Source organism: Cocleimonas flava (assembly GCF_004339015.1).
In the GTDB taxonomy this organism is placed as follows: Bacteria; Pseudomonadota; Gammaproteobacteria; order Thiotrichales; family Thiotrichaceae; genus Cocleimonas; species Cocleimonas flava.
The window spans coordinates 296,099-313,215 of the sequence record NZ_SMFQ01000005.1; the positions used below are offsets into that span (position 1 = coordinate 296,099).

18 protein-coding genes are annotated in these 17,117 nt (G+C 40.7%); 9 read left to right on the plus strand and 9 right to left on the minus strand.

What is annotated here, in order from left to right; all coding sequences use genetic code 11:
* Position 1 precedes the first annotated feature (1 nt).
* The 7 genes from EV695_RS17850 (at position 2) to EV695_RS17880 (ending at position 6,159) form a co-directional block, all read left to right on the plus strand.
* Positions 2-1,579 carry an NAD(P)/FAD-dependent oxidoreductase gene (locus tag EV695_RS17850; protein WP_131907369.1) on the plus strand — a complete coding sequence of 526 codons (1,578 nt, stop codon included), beginning with the start codon at positions 2-4 and terminating at the stop codon, positions 1,577-1,579.
* A gap of 109 nt (positions 1,580-1,688) precedes the next feature.
* Complete coding sequence (locus EV695_RS17855; RefSeq protein WP_165874750.1) at positions 1,689-2,216, plus strand: COG4648 family protein; 528 nt, start codon at positions 1,689-1,691, stop codon at positions 2,214-2,216.
* A gap of 5 nt (positions 2,217-2,221) precedes the next feature.
* Entirely contained in the window at positions 2,222-2,665 is a 444-nt protein-coding gene (locus tag EV695_RS17860; RefSeq protein ID WP_165874751.1) for an ApeI family dehydratase, read from the plus strand.
* A gap of 8 nt (positions 2,666-2,673) precedes the next feature.
* Positions 2,674-3,405 carry a glycosyltransferase family 2 protein gene (locus EV695_RS17865; RefSeq protein WP_131907372.1) on the plus strand — a complete coding sequence of 244 codons (732 nt, stop codon included), beginning with the start codon at positions 2,674-2,676 and terminating at the stop codon, positions 3,403-3,405.
* Between the two features lie 2 nt (positions 3,406-3,407).
* Complete coding sequence (locus tag EV695_RS17870; protein ID WP_131907373.1) at positions 3,408-4,439, plus strand: LpxL/LpxP family acyltransferase; 1,032 nt, start codon at positions 3,408-3,410, stop codon at positions 4,437-4,439.
* The gene (locus tag EV695_RS17875) at positions 4,436-4,909 is read left to right on the plus strand and encodes a hotdog family protein (protein WP_131907374.1); all 474 of its coding nucleotides are present in this window, start codon (positions 4,436-4,438) and stop codon (positions 4,907-4,909) included. Before EV695_RS17870 ends, EV695_RS17875 begins: the two co-directional genes overlap by 4 nt.
* A 2-nt stretch (positions 4,910-4,911) precedes the next feature.
* A complete protein-coding gene (locus EV695_RS17880) occupies positions 4,912-6,159 on the plus strand; it encodes a beta-ketoacyl-ACP synthase (protein ID WP_131907375.1) in 1,248 nt (415 codons plus the stop codon).
* 42 nt (positions 6,160-6,201) lie between these two features.
* Here the strand turns inward: EV695_RS17880 and EV695_RS17885 are convergent, their stop codons facing one another.
* From EV695_RS17885 to EV695_RS17925, 9 genes are all read right to left on the minus strand, one after another.
* The gene (locus tag EV695_RS17885; protein ID WP_131907376.1) at positions 6,202-7,077 is read right to left on the minus strand and encodes a cupin-like domain-containing protein; all 876 of its coding nucleotides are present in this window, start codon (positions 7,075-7,077) and stop codon (positions 6,202-6,204) included.
* A gap of 1 nt (position 7,078) precedes the next feature.
* Positions 7,079-8,392: an NAD(P)/FAD-dependent oxidoreductase gene (locus EV695_RS17890; RefSeq protein ID WP_131907377.1), complete on the minus strand. Its 1,314-nt coding sequence runs from the start codon at positions 8,390-8,392 to the stop codon at positions 7,079-7,081.
* A gap of 70 nt (positions 8,393-8,462) precedes the next feature.
* Positions 8,463-9,206, minus strand: a complete 744-nt coding sequence (gene fabG, locus EV695_RS17895) for a 3-oxoacyl-ACP reductase FabG (RefSeq protein ID WP_131907378.1) — start codon at positions 9,204-9,206, stop codon at positions 8,463-8,465.
* Positions 9,207-9,243: 37 nt separating this feature from the next.
* Entirely contained in the window at positions 9,244-11,673 is a 2,430-nt protein-coding gene (locus EV695_RS17900; RefSeq protein ID WP_131907379.1) for an MMPL family transporter, read from the minus strand.
* 10 nt (positions 11,674-11,683) lie between these two features.
* Positions 11,684-12,388 carry an outer membrane lipoprotein carrier protein LolA gene (locus tag EV695_RS17905; RefSeq protein WP_131907380.1) on the minus strand — a complete coding sequence of 235 codons (705 nt, stop codon included), beginning with the start codon at positions 12,386-12,388 and terminating at the stop codon, positions 11,684-11,686.
* On the minus strand, positions 12,385-12,864 hold the full coding sequence (locus EV695_RS17910; RefSeq protein WP_131907381.1) for an acyl-CoA thioesterase: 480 nt from the start codon (positions 12,862-12,864) through the stop codon (positions 12,385-12,387). The genes EV695_RS17905 and EV695_RS17910 overlap by 4 nt, the downstream gene beginning before the upstream one ends.
* Before the next feature lie 16 nt (positions 12,865-12,880).
* Positions 12,881-13,132 (minus strand): acyl carrier protein, encoded by a 252-nt coding sequence (locus EV695_RS17915; protein ID WP_131907382.1) that lies wholly within the window; start codon positions 13,130-13,132, stop codon positions 12,881-12,883.
* Between the two features lie 147 nt (positions 13,133-13,279).
* Positions 13,280-14,089 (minus strand): lysophospholipid acyltransferase family protein, encoded by an 810-nt coding sequence (locus tag EV695_RS17920; RefSeq protein ID WP_131907383.1) that lies wholly within the window; start codon positions 14,087-14,089, stop codon positions 13,280-13,282.
* A 43-nt stretch (positions 14,090-14,132) separates the two neighbouring features.
* Positions 14,133-15,083 (minus strand): chorismate transformation FkbO/Hyg5 family protein, encoded by a 951-nt coding sequence (locus EV695_RS17925; protein ID WP_131907384.1) that lies wholly within the window; start codon positions 15,081-15,083, stop codon positions 14,133-14,135.
* Positions 15,084-15,337: 254 nt separating this feature from the next.
* Between EV695_RS17925 and EV695_RS17930 the strand changes: the two genes are divergently transcribed.
* Positions 15,338-15,604 (plus strand): phosphopantetheine-binding protein, encoded by a 267-nt coding sequence (locus tag EV695_RS17930; protein WP_131907385.1) that lies wholly within the window; start codon positions 15,338-15,340, stop codon positions 15,602-15,604.
* Between the two features lie 30 nt (positions 15,605-15,634).
* Complete coding sequence (locus tag EV695_RS17935; protein ID WP_131907386.1) at positions 15,635-17,005, plus strand: AMP-binding protein; 1,371 nt, start codon at positions 15,635-15,637, stop codon at positions 17,003-17,005.
* Positions 17,006-17,117 lie beyond the last annotated feature (112 nt).

Below are 17,117 nucleotides of genomic sequence, written 5' to 3' on the forward strand. Positions count from 1 at the left end.
TATGTCCAATACGCAAAACCATGATGTCGTGATAGCGGGAGGCGGACTTGCAGGCCTTACGCTTTCCATGCAACTCAAACAACAATCCCCTGATTTAGATGTTGCTGTGTTAGAGCAGAGAACATTTCCTGTTCCCGAGACGATTGCCAAGGTGGGCGAATCTACGGTAGAAATTGGCTCTCATTATTTTAGTGAAGTATTGGGACTAAAAGACCATTTTGAGAAAGATCATTTACGTAAGTATGGGCTGCGTTGTTTTTTCGGTGAGCAGCAATCAGACTTTTCAGGTCAAGATGAGTTAGGTATAAGTGATCTATTCGGCATTCCTACCTACCAGATAGACCGAGGCGTGTTAGAAAACAAACTCCACAGGGAAGCAAGCAAGCTAGGCGTAAATGTCATAGATGGTATTTCAACCAGCAATATCAGACTTGATAAACACCATCAACAAATCGATATTACGAATAACGGCGACATCAAAACCCTTAACTCCAAGTGGTTTGTGGATGCTGCCGGACGTCAAATGCTGGTTAAAAAAGAACTCAATCTAGCCAAAGAGAATGACCATAAAGCCAATGCAGTCTGGTTTCGCATTGATCGACAAGTCACATTAGATGACTGGACTTCAAATAGTGACTGGCAAAACCGCCTTGTTGAATCAGGCAAACGATGGTTAAGTACCAATCATTTGATGGGTCCCGGCTATTGGGTTTGGGTAATCCCTCTTGGTACTGGCACAACCAGTATCGGCATCGTTATGGATGATCAGATTTTTGAAGAAAGTGACTTTAACGATTACGATGATGCATTCGCCTGGCTAGCCAAAAACCAACCACATTGTGCCAATGCGATTGAAGGTGCCGAGGTTTTAGATTATGTCGCTATAAGAGATTACTCTTATGATTGTAAAAAGTACTTCTCAGAAGATGGCTGGGGTTTGACTGGTGAAGCAGGCGTATTTGCTGACCCTTTCTATTCCCCAGGTAGTGATGCAATCGCTATGAGCAACACGTTTATTAGCAGCTTGATAAGCACTCAAAAAGAAAAGAACAATATCAGCCTCGAAAGTGTTGTTTTCAACAGCCTGCAAAATAACTATTACGAAAATACACTTTCTCTATACACCCAGCAGTATGGTGGTTTTGGAGACCGCAGAATGATGGGCACCAAACTACTTTGGGATTATTCGTATTACTGGGGCATATTGAGTTTATTGTTTTTCAAAAATACCTTTGTTGATATCGATACGATACGCGAGCTAAACCCTCTCCTAGCAAAAGCGAAGATGCTCCATCAGCAAGTTCAGGAGAAATTAAGAGAAAGAGCCAGCAAACGCATTATTCAACCTGCACAAGGCATTTTCCTTGATCAGTACCTGATTCCTTGTTTACGCCATTTCAATGATGTCTTAAAAGACTATGAAACTGTGGATATTAGAGAGGCTGTAGCCACCAATACAGAGATGCTCGAGCGCATTGCGAAATACTCACTTGAGTTCTTGTCTGACAACCCTAGCCAATCTATCAGCGATGATGAAAGAGACCTGCTGGGTGATTATCGACACAGTGTTTTAGCGTAAAGTGCTTACTAAGCTATTAAACTAAGCCCTTAAACTAAGCTATTAAATACGCCATCAAAGACCAGACGCTGTGAATTCAAAAAAAATACTATATGCCCTGATAGCCATTGTGACTGTGGCCTATCCCTTTATCGTCTATTTCAGTCTCGATAAATTTGGACCTTCTCTGCTTTCTTTGGCGCTTTTTATTATTTTACTAGCACGAGTCATTCTAAGAGGCGAATTTCAAAGACCGGAACAATATGCCCAACTGATTTTAGTAGGTGGATTGTGTGTAATTGCGGCATGGTTTAATAGTGAAGAATTACTTCGTTATTATCCCGTCATGATGAATCTTGCTTTTGCAGGATTTTTTGCGTTGTCACTCACCACTGAAACATCCCTGGTTGAACGCTTTGCCCAGATGTTTATGAAAGAAATTCCCGATGAAGGTCGGCAGTATATGAGAAACCTTTCGATGGTCTGGGCCGTTATTCTTATTGTTAACGCAGCCATAGCCTTCTACACCGCATGCTGTCTTTCACTTCAAGCCTGGACTTTCTATAATGGCTTTTTAGCGTATATTTTCCTCGGTGGTTTTATGGCCCTTGAATACGGTTACCGTCAAATTCACATTAAAAGACACGAAGAAAAATGACAGGAATGAATCAAATAATCAGTGCAGAAGAGTTAAATCAGCAATATCCTGAGAAGGATAAATGGCCAACATTCTCTGCGTATGAAACACCCAGCATTTTACCTACAGATAACTCTTACGATGTCATTTGTGACATTCCTGCGAACTTATCCTATTTTAAAGGACACTTCCCAGATCAGGCTGTATTACCAGGCGTGGTTCAGATTAACTGGGCGAATGATTTAGCGAAACGGATATTCAAATACGAAGAATTCAGAGGCGTTAATTCTTTAAAATTTAACACCATGATTTTGCCTGAAACCAAGGTAATCTTATCGCTCACCTTAAGCCCTAAAAAACACACCGTGAAATTTCGATACACCTCGATCACAGAAGACGATTCAATGACGGAAGAAAAGGATGAAATACTTTTTTCATCTGGCATATTCGTATTTTCAGAGGCTAAATAATTTATATCATGTCTTATTGTCTTGTCGTCCCTCATTATAATCACTTCCAGTCTTTTGAAGCATTCTTGCCTAAGCTTGAATCATTAGGCCTAGCTTGCATTGTTGTTGATGATGGCAGCGATCAAGAACAACGCAAAAAGCTTGAGGAATTGCTCAGTAACTACCCTGAAATAACACTACTAAAACACGGATACAATCGGGGCAAAGGCGCAGCAATTTTGACTGCAGCCCATGCAGCAAGACAGGCTGGACATACTCACATCATTCAAATTGATGCCGATGGCCAGCACAATATCGATGATGTACAAGAACTCATATCACATAGCGAAAACAACCCACACAAAATAGTTTCCGGTGCGCCCTATTTCGATGAGAGCGCCCCCAAAGCAAGAGTGTACGGCAGAAAGGTAACGAGCTTCTGGGTTGCGCTGGAAACTCTGTCGTTTGATATCAAAGATAGCTTGTGCGGTTTTAGAGTCTACCCACTTAAAGAGTTTGAAATTGTTTTTGATAATTACAATGTCGGCAAACGCATGACATTTGATACGGATATTTTAGTCAAATCACATTGGGAAGGCATCAAAACCGACTTTATCGACACAAAAGTCATTTACATCGAAAACAATGTGTCTCATTTTCATTATATGAGAGATAATTTACTCTTAATCAAACTCCACACCAAGTTAATGCTAGGTATGCTGATTCGCATTCCTAAAATTATACTTCTAAAATTTAGCTAAACATGAGTAATTCCAGTAACACTAAGAACAACGAGCAAACAGCCGCAAGTGACGATTCTCACTGGTCTTCCGCTCAGGAAGCTGGGACGTTGTTTGGGTTACGTTTTCTCTGGCTGATCCATAAAACGCTTGGACGCAAAGCTGTGTCTATATTGTTATTACCCACGGTTGCTTACTTTGTGATTTTTCGTGCTGATTCACGTAAAGCATCGCAAGAATTCCTGAAAAACCATTACCAGCAATACCCTGACTTCTGGAAGCGCAAACCTAAGTTTTCCGACACTATTCGTCACTTCCGTCAATTCGCCGAAACTGTTGTCGATAAACTCTCATCCTGGTATGTGGAGCTTGATAGCGACCTATTTAAAATTCACTCACCAGAAGTCGTCGAAACCTTACTAAACGATACTCGCGGACAACTGATTATTGGTTCTCATTTTGGCAATCTGGAATTCTGCCGTGGCTTTATGCATCGCTATAAAGACAAATCAATCAACGTATTACTTCATGATAAGCATTCACAGAACTACACCAACATCATGGCTCAATTGAACCCAGATTCGAGACTCAATGTGTATCAGGTTGATGAGTTCAATATCAATACGATCCTGTCTTTTAAGGAAAAGTTAGATGCAGGAGAATGGCTCTTTATAGCAGGAGACAGAATTCCACTAACAGGCGTGGAGCGTACGGTCACTGTAGATTTCTTTAATAAAAAAGCGGCATTACCGATTGGCCCTTATTTACTGGCGAAGGCATTAGATTGCCCAGTAAAACTAATGTTTTCTTACCAAGACTTTGCAGATAAATCTGGGCAGATACAATTTGAAGTGGTCGACTTCGCTGAAAAGATTGTACTAAGCCGCAAACAACGACAAAGCGATATTGAGAACTACGCACAAAGGTTTGCCACAGAATTAGAAAAGCAGTGCGCTAAAGCGCCTTTTCAATGGTTTAATTTTTATGATTTCTGGCTACCTGAAGAAAACACTCAGGAACAAATTAACACTATCGCTAACAAGGAAGTAGCATGAGCGATTTAGCAACACGCTTTGACCCAGAAATATTAACATTAATTCCACACCGCCCACCTATGCTGTTGATTAACAGGATATTGGAAGTTGGCGAAAAACAATCGAGTGCTGAGGTGTTTATCGACATGGAAACCCCTTTTTATGAAAAAGATTTTGGCGTACCAGCAACCATTGGTTTGGAATTCATGGGACAAACTGCTGCGTTAATCGCAGGCAATCAAGCGATAAAAAATCCGGCAGATGCCAAGCTTGGTTTTTTACTGGGAACTCGAAAATACCAATCCAAACTATCTTATTTTAAAGAAAACAGTGTACTGGTCGTCGAATGCAGCGAAAGCGCTATGGTAGGAGAAACTCTGGCAAGTTTTAGTTGTACAATTCGTTATAAAGACGAAGCAGAAATCATTGCCACTGCCAACTTATCTGTACTTCGTCAGCCAATAAATAAATCACCTGTAGAGAATCATTAATAATGCCAGCTTCATCAAAATTACCCAATCGAGTCGTTATCACTGGCGCTGGCAATATCTCGTCAATGGGCTCAACCTGGGAAGAAATAAAAACATCTTTTGAAAGCAAACAATCAAAAGTGTGTTACATGGAAGAATGGGATCAATACCCCGAGCTTAAAACGCGTCTGGCTGCACCCATCAAAGACTTTGAGCTACCAGACACCTATCGCCTAAAAAAGAAAAGAAGCATGGGTAGAGTGGCACAGATGGCTGTACGTGCCACTGAATTAGCGCTTAAAGAATCAGGTTTGTATGGTGAAGATGTAATTACTAACGGTCAGACAGGCGTGAGCTTTGGCTCTGCAACGGGCAGCAGCGCGGGTGCTGTAGAATTCTTCAGCATGCTCGAAGAACAGTCGATGGAACGCATCAATACCACCACCTATATTCGCATGATGAGCCACACAGCAGCGGTGAATATAGGCATATATTTTGGCACCAAAGGACGCGTATACACAACCTCAAGCGCTTGTGTCGCAGGGAGCCAGGGCATTGGTTATGCCTATGAAGCGATTCAGTCGGGCAAACAAAAAGTCATGATTGCTGGTGGCGCAGAAGAACTTTGCCCAACTCAGGCAGCGGTGTTCGATACCATCTTTGCTGCCAGTATCACCAATGACACCCCCCACCTTTCGCCCCGTCCTTTTGATAAAGATCGTGATGGTCTTGTATTAGGCGAAGGCGCTAGCTCATTGATATTAGAGTCTTACGATCACGCTAAAGAACGCGGCGCTACTATTCTTGCTGAAATCATAGGATACGGTACAAACTCAGACGGCTCGCATATCATGCGACCAAATCAGGAGACCATGCAAAGCGTGATGCAAATGAGCCTTGATGATGCCGGAGTTACAGCAGATCAAATTGGTTATGTTAGCGCGCACGCCACAGCGACCGAATACGGCGATATCGCAGAATCACAAGCGACGTTAAATGTACTCGGCAAAAAGCCAACCAGCTCGATTAAAAGCTATACTGCGCATAGTCTTGGTGCCTGTGGTGCATTTGAATTGTACTCCACTATCCAGATGATGAATGAAGGCTGGTTCGCGCCCACACTAAACCTAACTGAAGTTGATCCAAGGTGTGCTGATTTAGATTATATCCAGGGTGATCTGAGAGCGATTGATACTGATATGGTTATGAGCAATAACTTTGCATTTGGCGGGATAAATACATCTTTAATTGTAAAAAAGTTTAAAGATTAATTAGACAAAGTCACCCCCCTACTTTGAGGCACTTTTTCCACACTAAGCGCTAGGGATGTTCCTGTTTGTTATCTCAACCGCTTTTCTCTCGTTTCTATCATTCCAGGCTTGTCCGCGAGTTTTACGCATCAACCCTTCTACCGTTCTGGTCACGAAAATATTTTTTAATAGACTTAAACGCTGACTAAACTTGGTAGGAAATGCACGCAAGGTCATGGAAAAGCCAATGTCTTCATAGACAATATAATGCCAATAACCAGAGGGGATGAATAAAGCATCGCCGTGCTTTAATTCTGCTTCGTAACCTTTTACGTACTTTAACGCAGGGTATTTTTCAAAATCAGGATTTAAAAAATCCACATCGTATAAAGCACTGAAAGAGAACGGCACTTTATACATAAATTGGGTTTGTTCTGGCGGAATAAGTAATACTTTTTTAACACCACCAAAATGACAAAGAATCAGGTTCGCCAGATCAATATCGTAATGCATCTGGACTTTGGCGCCACGCCCACCAACGAATAAAACTGGTAGTTTCTTAAAGAACTTAAGACCGATATCAGGATAGGAAAAATCCTTAATCATCTGAGGTGCATTATTCAGGATATTATAAAAAAACATGCGTAAATCGTTTTCGCCGTTTTTCAGTAAATTCAAGTAATCACGCAACGGCATTTCCCTCGCAGCAGCATGTTGATGTGATTTGCCTACGGCTGGTTTACTGCTGTACACAGGTACAACCTCATCACCCAGGGTTTCAATTAAATAATCGACATCCCATTTTTCTTTGGCAGGCCAGTCTTCCATAAGAGTGGGTAAGATTACCGGAATGCCAGTATCTTTATGATTTTTGAAAAATTGCTCCTTGGTAATTTCCGAAACACGCTTTACTTTATTGGGGGCAATTTTTTCAAACATATCAGTGACTATTCTGTTCTTTTTTTGTAAAGGGTTTTACCGCATAGCCGTTCAAGACTTCCTGATCCTTCAATAGCTGACGGCAGCCATGATACAACAGGGATTGATTTACCTTAGAACGGGTTTTGATACCAGTGACCATCGATGAAATTATTCTGCTGTATAACTTCTCAGCCATTTTACCCACAACCGACGACTTGGGATTTTCCAGTATGGACTTGCCCTGTTCGGACAAACTCATCAATCGACCATCGTAAAAATAGTCAATGAGTGTCGTCCACGACTGATGCCAGCTATTTACCTGTTGTGAGTATTTTTCTAGATTCGCCGTGGTAATTTTAGGACTACTGAATACGATTTCATCAATGCTTTGTGCCGCATTTAATGCCATAAAAACACCTGGGGAAAGCATTGGGTCGACAAAACCAAAAGCATCACCCAGCATAACCCAGCCCTTTCCATAGCCTTTCTCAGAAAGTAATTGGTAATTGGAATAACGCATGACTTTGCTAATACGTTTGGCATTCTTTCCTTCATCTTTTAGCAAGGAATTGTGTTTAATCACATTATCTAAACGCTCTTCCGGGGTATCTCCGTAACTCTTGGCGGCCTGTTTATTGAGCACCACACCGACAGATAATTTTCCTTTTAAAGGAATTTGCCATGACCAGCCGTGATCTAAGATGGAAACAACAATTTGGCCTTCAATCACTTCTTTGTATTCGAAGTTCTCAAAATGAGCAAAATACGCAACATCATCGCGACCACCACGTTTTGCCGGAATATCAAGCAAGCGGCTAAAAAGACGACTTCTACCTGACGCATCAATCAAAATATCTGGATGTGTTTCTGTACACAACCCAGCATCATTCAAAGACGCTTCAGACAACATTAAATCTCGGTCTGAATTCTCAGGTGTTAATTCTAATGTCGCTTTTTTATTCACAAAACGAACACCAACCTCTTCAGCGCGTTGGCGTATCAGTGAATCTAGTTGTGGGCGAGGCGTATTGTAAGAAAAGTTAGGATAACGTTTACCGGGCGTTTGAAACGGGATATCCATGCGTATGCCACTGCCATGCCTAAAGGATGCACCCCGTTTAATTTGTGAAATAGCGGCGACTTTTTCTTCAATTCCTAAGCGACGGAAAATGGGCACGACTGCGGGCAAATTTGATTCGCCTACGATTAATTCTGGTTTGCTCAAATTATCATAAATAGTGACCGCGATACCTCTCTCGATGAGAAAGCACCCTAGCGCGCAGCCTGATGGCCCCGCACCTATAATCGCAACACTTTTAACTTGTTTATCCATCACTTTTTGATTGTTGGTTTGCTTAAGTATTGATTTTCATTAAATGCTAAAACTATTTGTTCATCGCAAGCTAACACATGCCACCATTGACGCTAATCGTTTGGCGCGTGATATAAGCCGCTTTATCAGAAAACAGAAAACTAATGGTTGATGATATATCACTGGCTTGACCAAAAGTGCCCATCGGGATCATCTTCTTAGCTTCTTTGACATAGGCTTCTTCCTTAAAAAGACCCTCAGTCATATCTGTTTCGATAACTCCGGGAGCAACCGAATTGACAGTGATTTTACGTTTCGCCAATTCGATCGCGAGCGATTTACTGGCGCCTATAATACCTGCTTTGGCAGCACTGTAATTGACCTGACCACGGTTTCCGATTAAGCCAGAAACAGAGGTCAAGGTCACAATTCTACCGCCCTGTCTTAAACGAATCATAGGCATAATCAACGGATATAAAACGTTATAAAAGCCATCAAGATTAGTGTGGATCACACTATCCCACTGCTCGGCTTCCATCGCAGGGAATGCCGCATCATCAGCGATACCAGCATTACAAACAACACCATAGAAAGCCCCGTTTTTCTCTAAATCTGCCTCTAACAACGCTTTGGTTTGTTCTCTATCACCAATATCAAATTGCATGATCTGACCTGAGCCACCTGCTTTATCGATAAGCTCAAGCACTTCATCCGCAGCTTTTTGATTACTATTGTAATGCACAGTGACATCAAAGCCATCAGCGGCCAGTTCGATAGCGGTTGCCTTGCCGATACCCCGACTTGCGCCAGTGACCAATACTCTTTTTTTACTCATGATTTGTTTTCCATAACAGCGAACTCTATCGCTATTTTTAATGCGTTATTGCTTTGTTTGCCAAAAACTCGGCATAGATCAACGAAGCAATTAAATTAAAACTATTCCCAATAAATAAAATCATACCAAAACTTTGTGCAACCGGAATAGCGCTTAAACCTAATAACCCGAAAGACAACAGACTTGTGATTGCGGAAATAAAAATAGCCTGCTGTGTGACATTTCCGTCTTGAAGTTCATAGGCAAAAATACCGTAATCCATCCCCAGGCCCAGCACCAGAAACAACGCCATTACATGAAATAGATTGAAGGACACACCCAATACATTCAAAAGCACAATTAACGCTGCGGTGGCACACAATGGAACCAAAACAATGTTTAAAGCAGATAACTTACGATATCGACTCAAAATTAAAAGTGCAATTAAAGCATAAGCCACAAGTAACAATTGAGTGGCTGAAACGCGTTGATCTGCCAATGATTTTTTCGCGCTTTCGACCGTATTCACATAGTTTACAAAAGGCATCGTGTTGCTAAGCTTTTCTAAGGCTTCAAAGTCTGTTCCTTTGGCGATTAAGATAAAGTTTCGGAAATTGTCGCCAGCTTCAGCTTTGCTATTTTTATGCCCTTGCTCTACTAGCCTTTGTTCGACCTGCTGTTTTTTTGTATACCAAAGCGGTGGCAGTATCTCGTTAAAAAGCTCGTTCAGTTGTTGCGGCTCTAAGATCAGCTTTTCTGAGTTTGCATATTCAGTTTTGATTGCTTCTGCCTTATTTTTCTCCACACCCAATAAGGAATACAAGGCATCAACGGCTTGATTGTCTCCGTATAGCTTTCCCTGTATCTGATAGTTCTCACGCTGCTGTTGAGGCGTTGGCAACCATTGCGTAATACTTTTAAAATTATCGGCTATAAGTGGGGGGGTGGCTTTTACTTTATCGTAAAACGACTCTGTTAGGCCAATAAGCTCTTCAGAGCTCTGACCACTGATTACCACGAATCTACCTGGTTCATAGTCCGAAGCTATTTGGGATACAGCAACCTCACTCGCTAATATTTCAGGATCAGGCGTGAAGAAAAAACGTGGATCATCGCTGGTTTTAACAGCAAATATATTGAGCGCCAAACTCAGCATTAATAGCACAATCGTTATAACGACGACTCTGGGACTAAAAACCGCTAGAGGTCGCTTGAAAATATCCAATATAGTATTGACGACGGTATTATTCGCCTTAATTCTTTTACTCGAATATTGCCCTAAACAAATAACGCTCAACCACGCCATCGTTAGACCACAGCAAGAAAACACAGCCACCTTTTTCAAGGCATCGAGTTGAGAAAAATATAAGGCTAAATATCCTAATAATGACGTCACCAAACTTAACAATAGTGCGCTATGTAATCTGGATTGCGAATGCTCAACACTATCCTCAGCGACAGAGCTTGGGCCATTTGATAATGCCTGAGATTGATGGAAGAAATAATGAATCGAATAGTCGATTACAATTCCGATCAAACTTGCGCCGAACACGATGGTTAATATGTGAATTTTCCCGTAAATAAAATGCGAAACGGCAAAGGCAAAAGCAACCCCAAAAGCGATCGATAAAAACGGCAGAATCAACGGCACCACACTACGAAACGTTAAGAGCAATACCAGCAGCACGCCAACCATCGAAATAGTGGATATAAAACTGATATCTTTTTTAGATTTACTCGCCGCATCCACGGCAAAGAAAAACACACCTGAGCGCAGTATTTCAATCTTGTATTTGTCTTTAAGGTCTTTACTAATCGTGTTGATATCAGCAAGCAGTTGATTCTGCCCGTCTAATCCCAACCCACCTTTTTGCAATTTAGTTTGGATAACTGCGTATTGTTTTTTGTTCTTTTTATTTTGCCCGGCATCATCGCTACTGCTAGCTTCAGAACCATGGGTTTGCGCCTGCTCCAAATCTGCGCTTATCTTCTGCAGAAACTCATTAAAATATTCGCTATGAACGCCTAGAGGGTCTTTTTCAAAAGACATGAGTGGTGCATTTGTGAGTCGAAACAGCTTCGCCTGAGCTTGTTTTGCAAGCTCCTCTGCACTTTCTTGTTTAATATTTTTCTGCGCTGCTACAGTGAGTAAGTGAAACCGGTATTTTGCCAGTGAATCAATGATATCAGTCAGCGATAAAGCATCACTCGATAAGACAGTTAATGGCTTAAGTTCGGATAAGCGTTTGCTCAAATCTGCCTTTGCTGCATCAAGTTGTTGCTTATCATCAGCACCTACGACGAACAAAATATTACGACTGATATTTTCAGTCAGTCCATCCATCGCATCTTGTGTTGATTGATCTAATTCCAGGTCTGGTGAAAGATCACCAAGGCTGGTATCGACAACGAGTTTGCCGCTGCTTTGAAAAAAGAAGGCAAGCGTAAAAACAATGCAGATTACAAATAGTGATCGCCAAACAATCATGAATGATTACTCAGTTTTGACCGCTGGTAGTGATTCGAACCGGATTCAATAATAATTTACAGCCATCAGCAGAAAGCGATGCACAGCTCTCTGAAAATGCAGCATCTTTAGAGAGTTTATCGTTCATCGCATATTGCTGTGTTTCGCTACTCACTATTCTGGTTACTTGCTGATTTTTATCGGTGATTGAAATCTGTAATTCATTTTTAGCGCTTGGCTTTGCTAACGCAACAGAATCAATAGCCTGTTTCACCATTTTGTTTTTCGGTACTAAACTTAACTCAACGCCTGTCGCATCATTCTTTGAAATCTGGATATCGAATTCTTTTGTTATGAACTCAGTATTGCCAGCCATTAAGCCCAATAACAGATTCGCCAAGAAGTCATGCTGAACGCCATCCAGATTTTCGACTGAAAGCTTTTCTGGCACTAAAAAATTGAGTTTTTGATTAGTAAAAACCAGCGACTCGACAATCGGCTTTTGCGTTTTCCAGATTAAACCTAAATCACAGGAATAAATGAATTCGCCCATTGAAACCAATGGAACTGGTAGACTTTTTATTTGCTTGGTTTGAGTGAACTCACCGGAGAAGTTACACGCTTCTGGCATCATAGACTTTAATGCTTTTATGTTTTCTGGCGTATTGGCGCTTAGTGAAACACTACTAACTACACTGGCCATCAAACAAAGCATTAACAAAAAAGGTCTAATCATGCATCACCTTGTTCTTCTGGTTTTTCATCAGCTAGGGCCTTAAATGCAGCATCGACGCTATCCAGGAGTTGTTTAGGCGCATCAAACTGGGTGATTTCTTCTGGCATCTTTACAGCAAATTGCGTCGTCTGCCCCTTGGTAACCACATCTCGCGTTGCGACATCAACAATTAGATAATCGATAACGAGCTTATGCTCCCACTCTTTCAGTTCTGCAGTAATTTCAAACTGCTGTTCAAACCGCAAAGGCCTGATGTACTTGGTGTGCAGATCAACCACTGGATAAAAATAGCCAGTTTCTTCCATATCTGCATAGGTGAAGCCTATTTTAGACAGCAATTTACAGCGCGCTATTTCAAAATATTTCGGGTAGTTGCCATGCCATACGATGCGATATGAATCGACATCATAAAAACACACTTCCATGGGAAGTGTGACACTCAGTGTCGGACCTGCTTTTTTTGAATTGGTTTTCATTAAACTGATATTTCTATTAGATTTCTACGATGATTTTAACCACATCATCGATAGTTCTCGCATCTTTAAATAGCTTCGGTGATAAATCTTTGCCGATATGCTTTTTTAGCTCTACCATCAGATCTACCGTATCAATACTGTCAATATCAAGGTCTTGATAGAGGCGCGCATCTGCGACCAGTTCTGCTTCTTCTAATTCAAATAACTCGATTAATTTTTCTTTCAACTGTTGAAGAGTTTGTTGATAGCTTTGTTCATAACTGTTCATACTGTAACGCTCATATTTATTCTAACTCACTGTATATATTCTTATTTAGCTGCTAATTAGTTTTCTAATTTAGTGTCTAATTATATGCGAATAACGATATGCGCAATTGTACTATTAAACGCATTATGAATCTTTCCAAAAAAACGCCTATAAGTGGGGGGGTGGCTTATCAGTTTTGGTTGTATAGTTATCTAATTGCATAATTGCCGTTAGATAATAATCCCTTAAAAAATCAGTTAAACGACGGTATTGAATGGTTCTTGCCAAGCTTGTATCAATGCATTCCTCAATGGTTAACGTAGGATTTATCCGCACTAAAATTTTTGATTTGATATCAGGAAGCTGATACCAGCTTTCATACTTTTGCAATGCACGCGGCGAACACGTTATAAGAAAAGGAACAATATCGCTATTTGCATGAATCGCTATATTCGCGGCACCACGCTTGAATTCCAATTGAGTGTCGTATTGGTTACGCGTACCTTCAGGAAATATTAGAATATTTTCACCAGCGGCAAGTTTCTCCGCAGCCATGCCTATCAGATCTTCTTCATCATTAGGAATATAACCGGCCAGACTCACGGTTAGGCGTGTTACAGGATTACGAAAAAGTGCTTCTTTCACCACGCAACATACATCATCTACATAGGCTAAAATAAATAACGCATCAATCAACATAGAATGATTGGAAATGACAACTTTGCCTTTGATTTCATCGCTATTAAGTCGTTCTAAATCATAAGACATCAAGCCCAGAAATTGCATAAAATCGACATAGAACTTACACAGTCTTTGTATGGTTTTACGGATTTTTTTCTGTTTCCCTTCCTGATCCTTAACAAAAACAACAATCAAAACAGCATGAATGACGGGAAAGAATGCGCCCACAGTAAATACAATATAACTAATGCCTGCAGCGATAATCCGCCAGTAATGGTTGAGAGATAGAATCTTCAAGGATTTATCTGGGAATAAATAGAAGGACGTTTAAAGTCAAACACTAAGCGCAATAGCATTCAACTTCGACAAGCAAGTTAGAACGGCAAATATCGGCAATCGTGTAGATTTTCGCCGCATCGGGAAAATCTTTATCTAATGATTTTTTTGATTCTTCCAGGCAAGATTTATTTCGCAGATACACTTTCATGGTTTGAATCGAATCAACTTCGTAGCCGGTTTTTTCCAGCAAGTGGAAAATATTATCTTTTGTGATTTGTAGTTGGGCGGCTAAATCACCCTCATGCAACGTCTCATGTCCAATGATACTAGCCGTACCAGAGATAAATAACAGATTGCCTTTAGGATGTTCGAGGCTGGTTGCACGTGCAAAAGACGGACTACTGATACCATATTGACGCGGATACTGATAAGCGTTCTGCTGTTTATTATTGGTATGGTGAATGCCCTTGTAAACGCTGGATATTGCGTATATCGTCATGCCGCCAGTGACATTTCCAACGGCAGTAGCTGCTGGGAAATCAGCATCGTTTATGCCCGCCTGTTTAAATGCTTTGAGGCGACCATTACAAAATAATTTATAGTTTTCGTTATCGCCCAACCCTTTATTGATCGCAGGCACATAGTTCCAGAAACGTAACAGATTACGTTGTTCGGTTTGATTAATAAATGCTAATAACTCTGCATAAACAGACTCGGTTGCTGCCTCTAAGTCTTCACATTCTTCTGCTGTTAAGCTAATAGAGGTAAACAAAAAACCTCCAGATTCAGACCACTTGCATAAGCCAGATATTCCGCTTATTACAGGCTCATCTTTAATCTTCCATAATTCATGAACAAAATCGCTGGCATCGGTTCTACCGAGACCTGAAGGTATGTGATTTTGATTTTGACTTTGACGAGTGATCGGGCAATCGAAACCAATAACAGCCAAATTCTGGGATTCTGCATTGAGTTGTTCTGCCGATGCACTCGAATAAGAATTAATAAGCATTTTCTGTATTCTCTAGCGAAGAATGTTCATATTCAGCCGAACGAGGACTAAAACATGAAAAAGGTTTTAAATGGAAATTAGCTGCCACTAACAAATAGCTTAATTAATAAGCAGTCGAAAATAATAATCAAAAAATCATAGTAAATATTTAAAACTCACACCCTAGCGAAACGTGAATTTAGATGATTTATCAATAGAATATAGTTTAAACTATACCCTCAAAAAAATAAAGATGACTGTGAGTGAGGTAAATAGTGAGCGTACAAACTGAAGCCGAAAATAAAATGGCAACATTGCTGGTTGAAGTTCTGAATCTTGAAGATATCAGCGCTGAAGAAATCGATCCAAACGATCAGTTATTTGGTGATGGTCTGGGCCTGGATTCTATCGATGCATTGGAAATTGCACTGGCAATTTCTCAAGATTTTGGCGTTCAAATGAAAGCAGAAGATGAAAGCACTCGTGAAGCATTTGCGACCTTGAAAAGCCTTACTGATTTTGTCGGGAAAAATAAAGCTTAACTAGCAAATCAGACATAATAGCTTCATGTTATGACTAGAAAAACATTCCCGCTAACGAACCGTAATCTACGTGATAATTTTGCCTATCTAACTCAAGATAACAAAACCACTGGAGACACTAAGGGATTTGTTAGCGCGCAACGCTTTATCGATACTGTTGTCGCATTATCAAAACAATTACCCAGCGACAAACAACACATCATTAATTTATGCGGCAATCGCTATTTATTTACTGTGGTGCTTTGCGCAAGCGTTTTAAAAAACCAAGTCAATTTATTACCGTCTAACAGAAATATAGCCACACAAAAACGACTCTCAGAACGCTATAACAATACTTATGTTATTCATGATGGCTCAGAAACTGATCCTGATTTATTAGCGATTGATCTCGATAAAGAAGGTATTTCTGACATTCAAACAGTCAACGAAATACCTGAAATTGATGTTGATCAACTCGCTGCCATTAGCTTTACATCGGGCTCCACAGGGGATGCAAAACCCAATGAGAAAATCTGGAGAACCTTTGTCGACAGCACCATAATTAACAGTCATTACATGTTGCCAAAATCAACTGAAACCATTCAACTTCTGGCAACAGTTCCCGCTCAACACATGTGGGGCCTTGAGACATCGGTGTTGATGGCGTTGTTTGCAAACATCTGCGTGGTCGATTCAAAACCCTTATTTCCACAAGATATCCAGACCTTAATTGAGACGCTACCTGCACCTCGCATGATGGTTTCTACTCCCGTGCATTTACGTGCGGTAGTAGGCAGCAATCTGAAATTCCCAAAACTTGAAACTGTGCTATGTGCGACCTCACCGTTGACTCAGGAACTCGCGACTCAAGTTGAAGCGTTATTTAGTACACAAATGCGCGAGGTGTATGGTTGTAGCGAGATCGGCTCAATGGCTATCAGAGAAACAGCCCACACGGATATCTGGGATAAATTTGATGGAATTCATTTTGATCAACAAACATCAAATCAAATACTTGCGCATACCGAACATGTTAAAGAATCTGCAACATTAGGCGACTTTATAGAACTATTGAACGAGCAGCAATTTCGTCTAAAGGGTCGTACTGACGATATGATTGATATTGCTGGCAAGCGTGGCTCTTTAAATGAAATTAACAAAGTACTGCTTTCTTTTCCTGAACTGATTGATGGCATCGTTTTCTTTCCACCACAGGATCGCCCTATTCCGCGATTAGTAGCAATTGTTGCAATTAAAGATGGGATATCAAAGAAACAACTTGCTGACCATTTTCGTGAATATTTAGACCCTGCTTTTATTCCTCGTCCCATTATTCAAGTTGAGAAACTACCGAGAGAAGAAAACGGCAAACTACCCAAACAAGCATTGCTTCGTTTTTATCAGGAACTTATTAAAAACTAGAAAAGACACTTAGGAAGAGTGTCTTTTTAGAGCTCAAAGTCACCCCCCTACTTTAAGGCAGTTTTTTTATCGTTTACTCTGACTAATTATTTTGTTTCATTTTTGTTCTCTT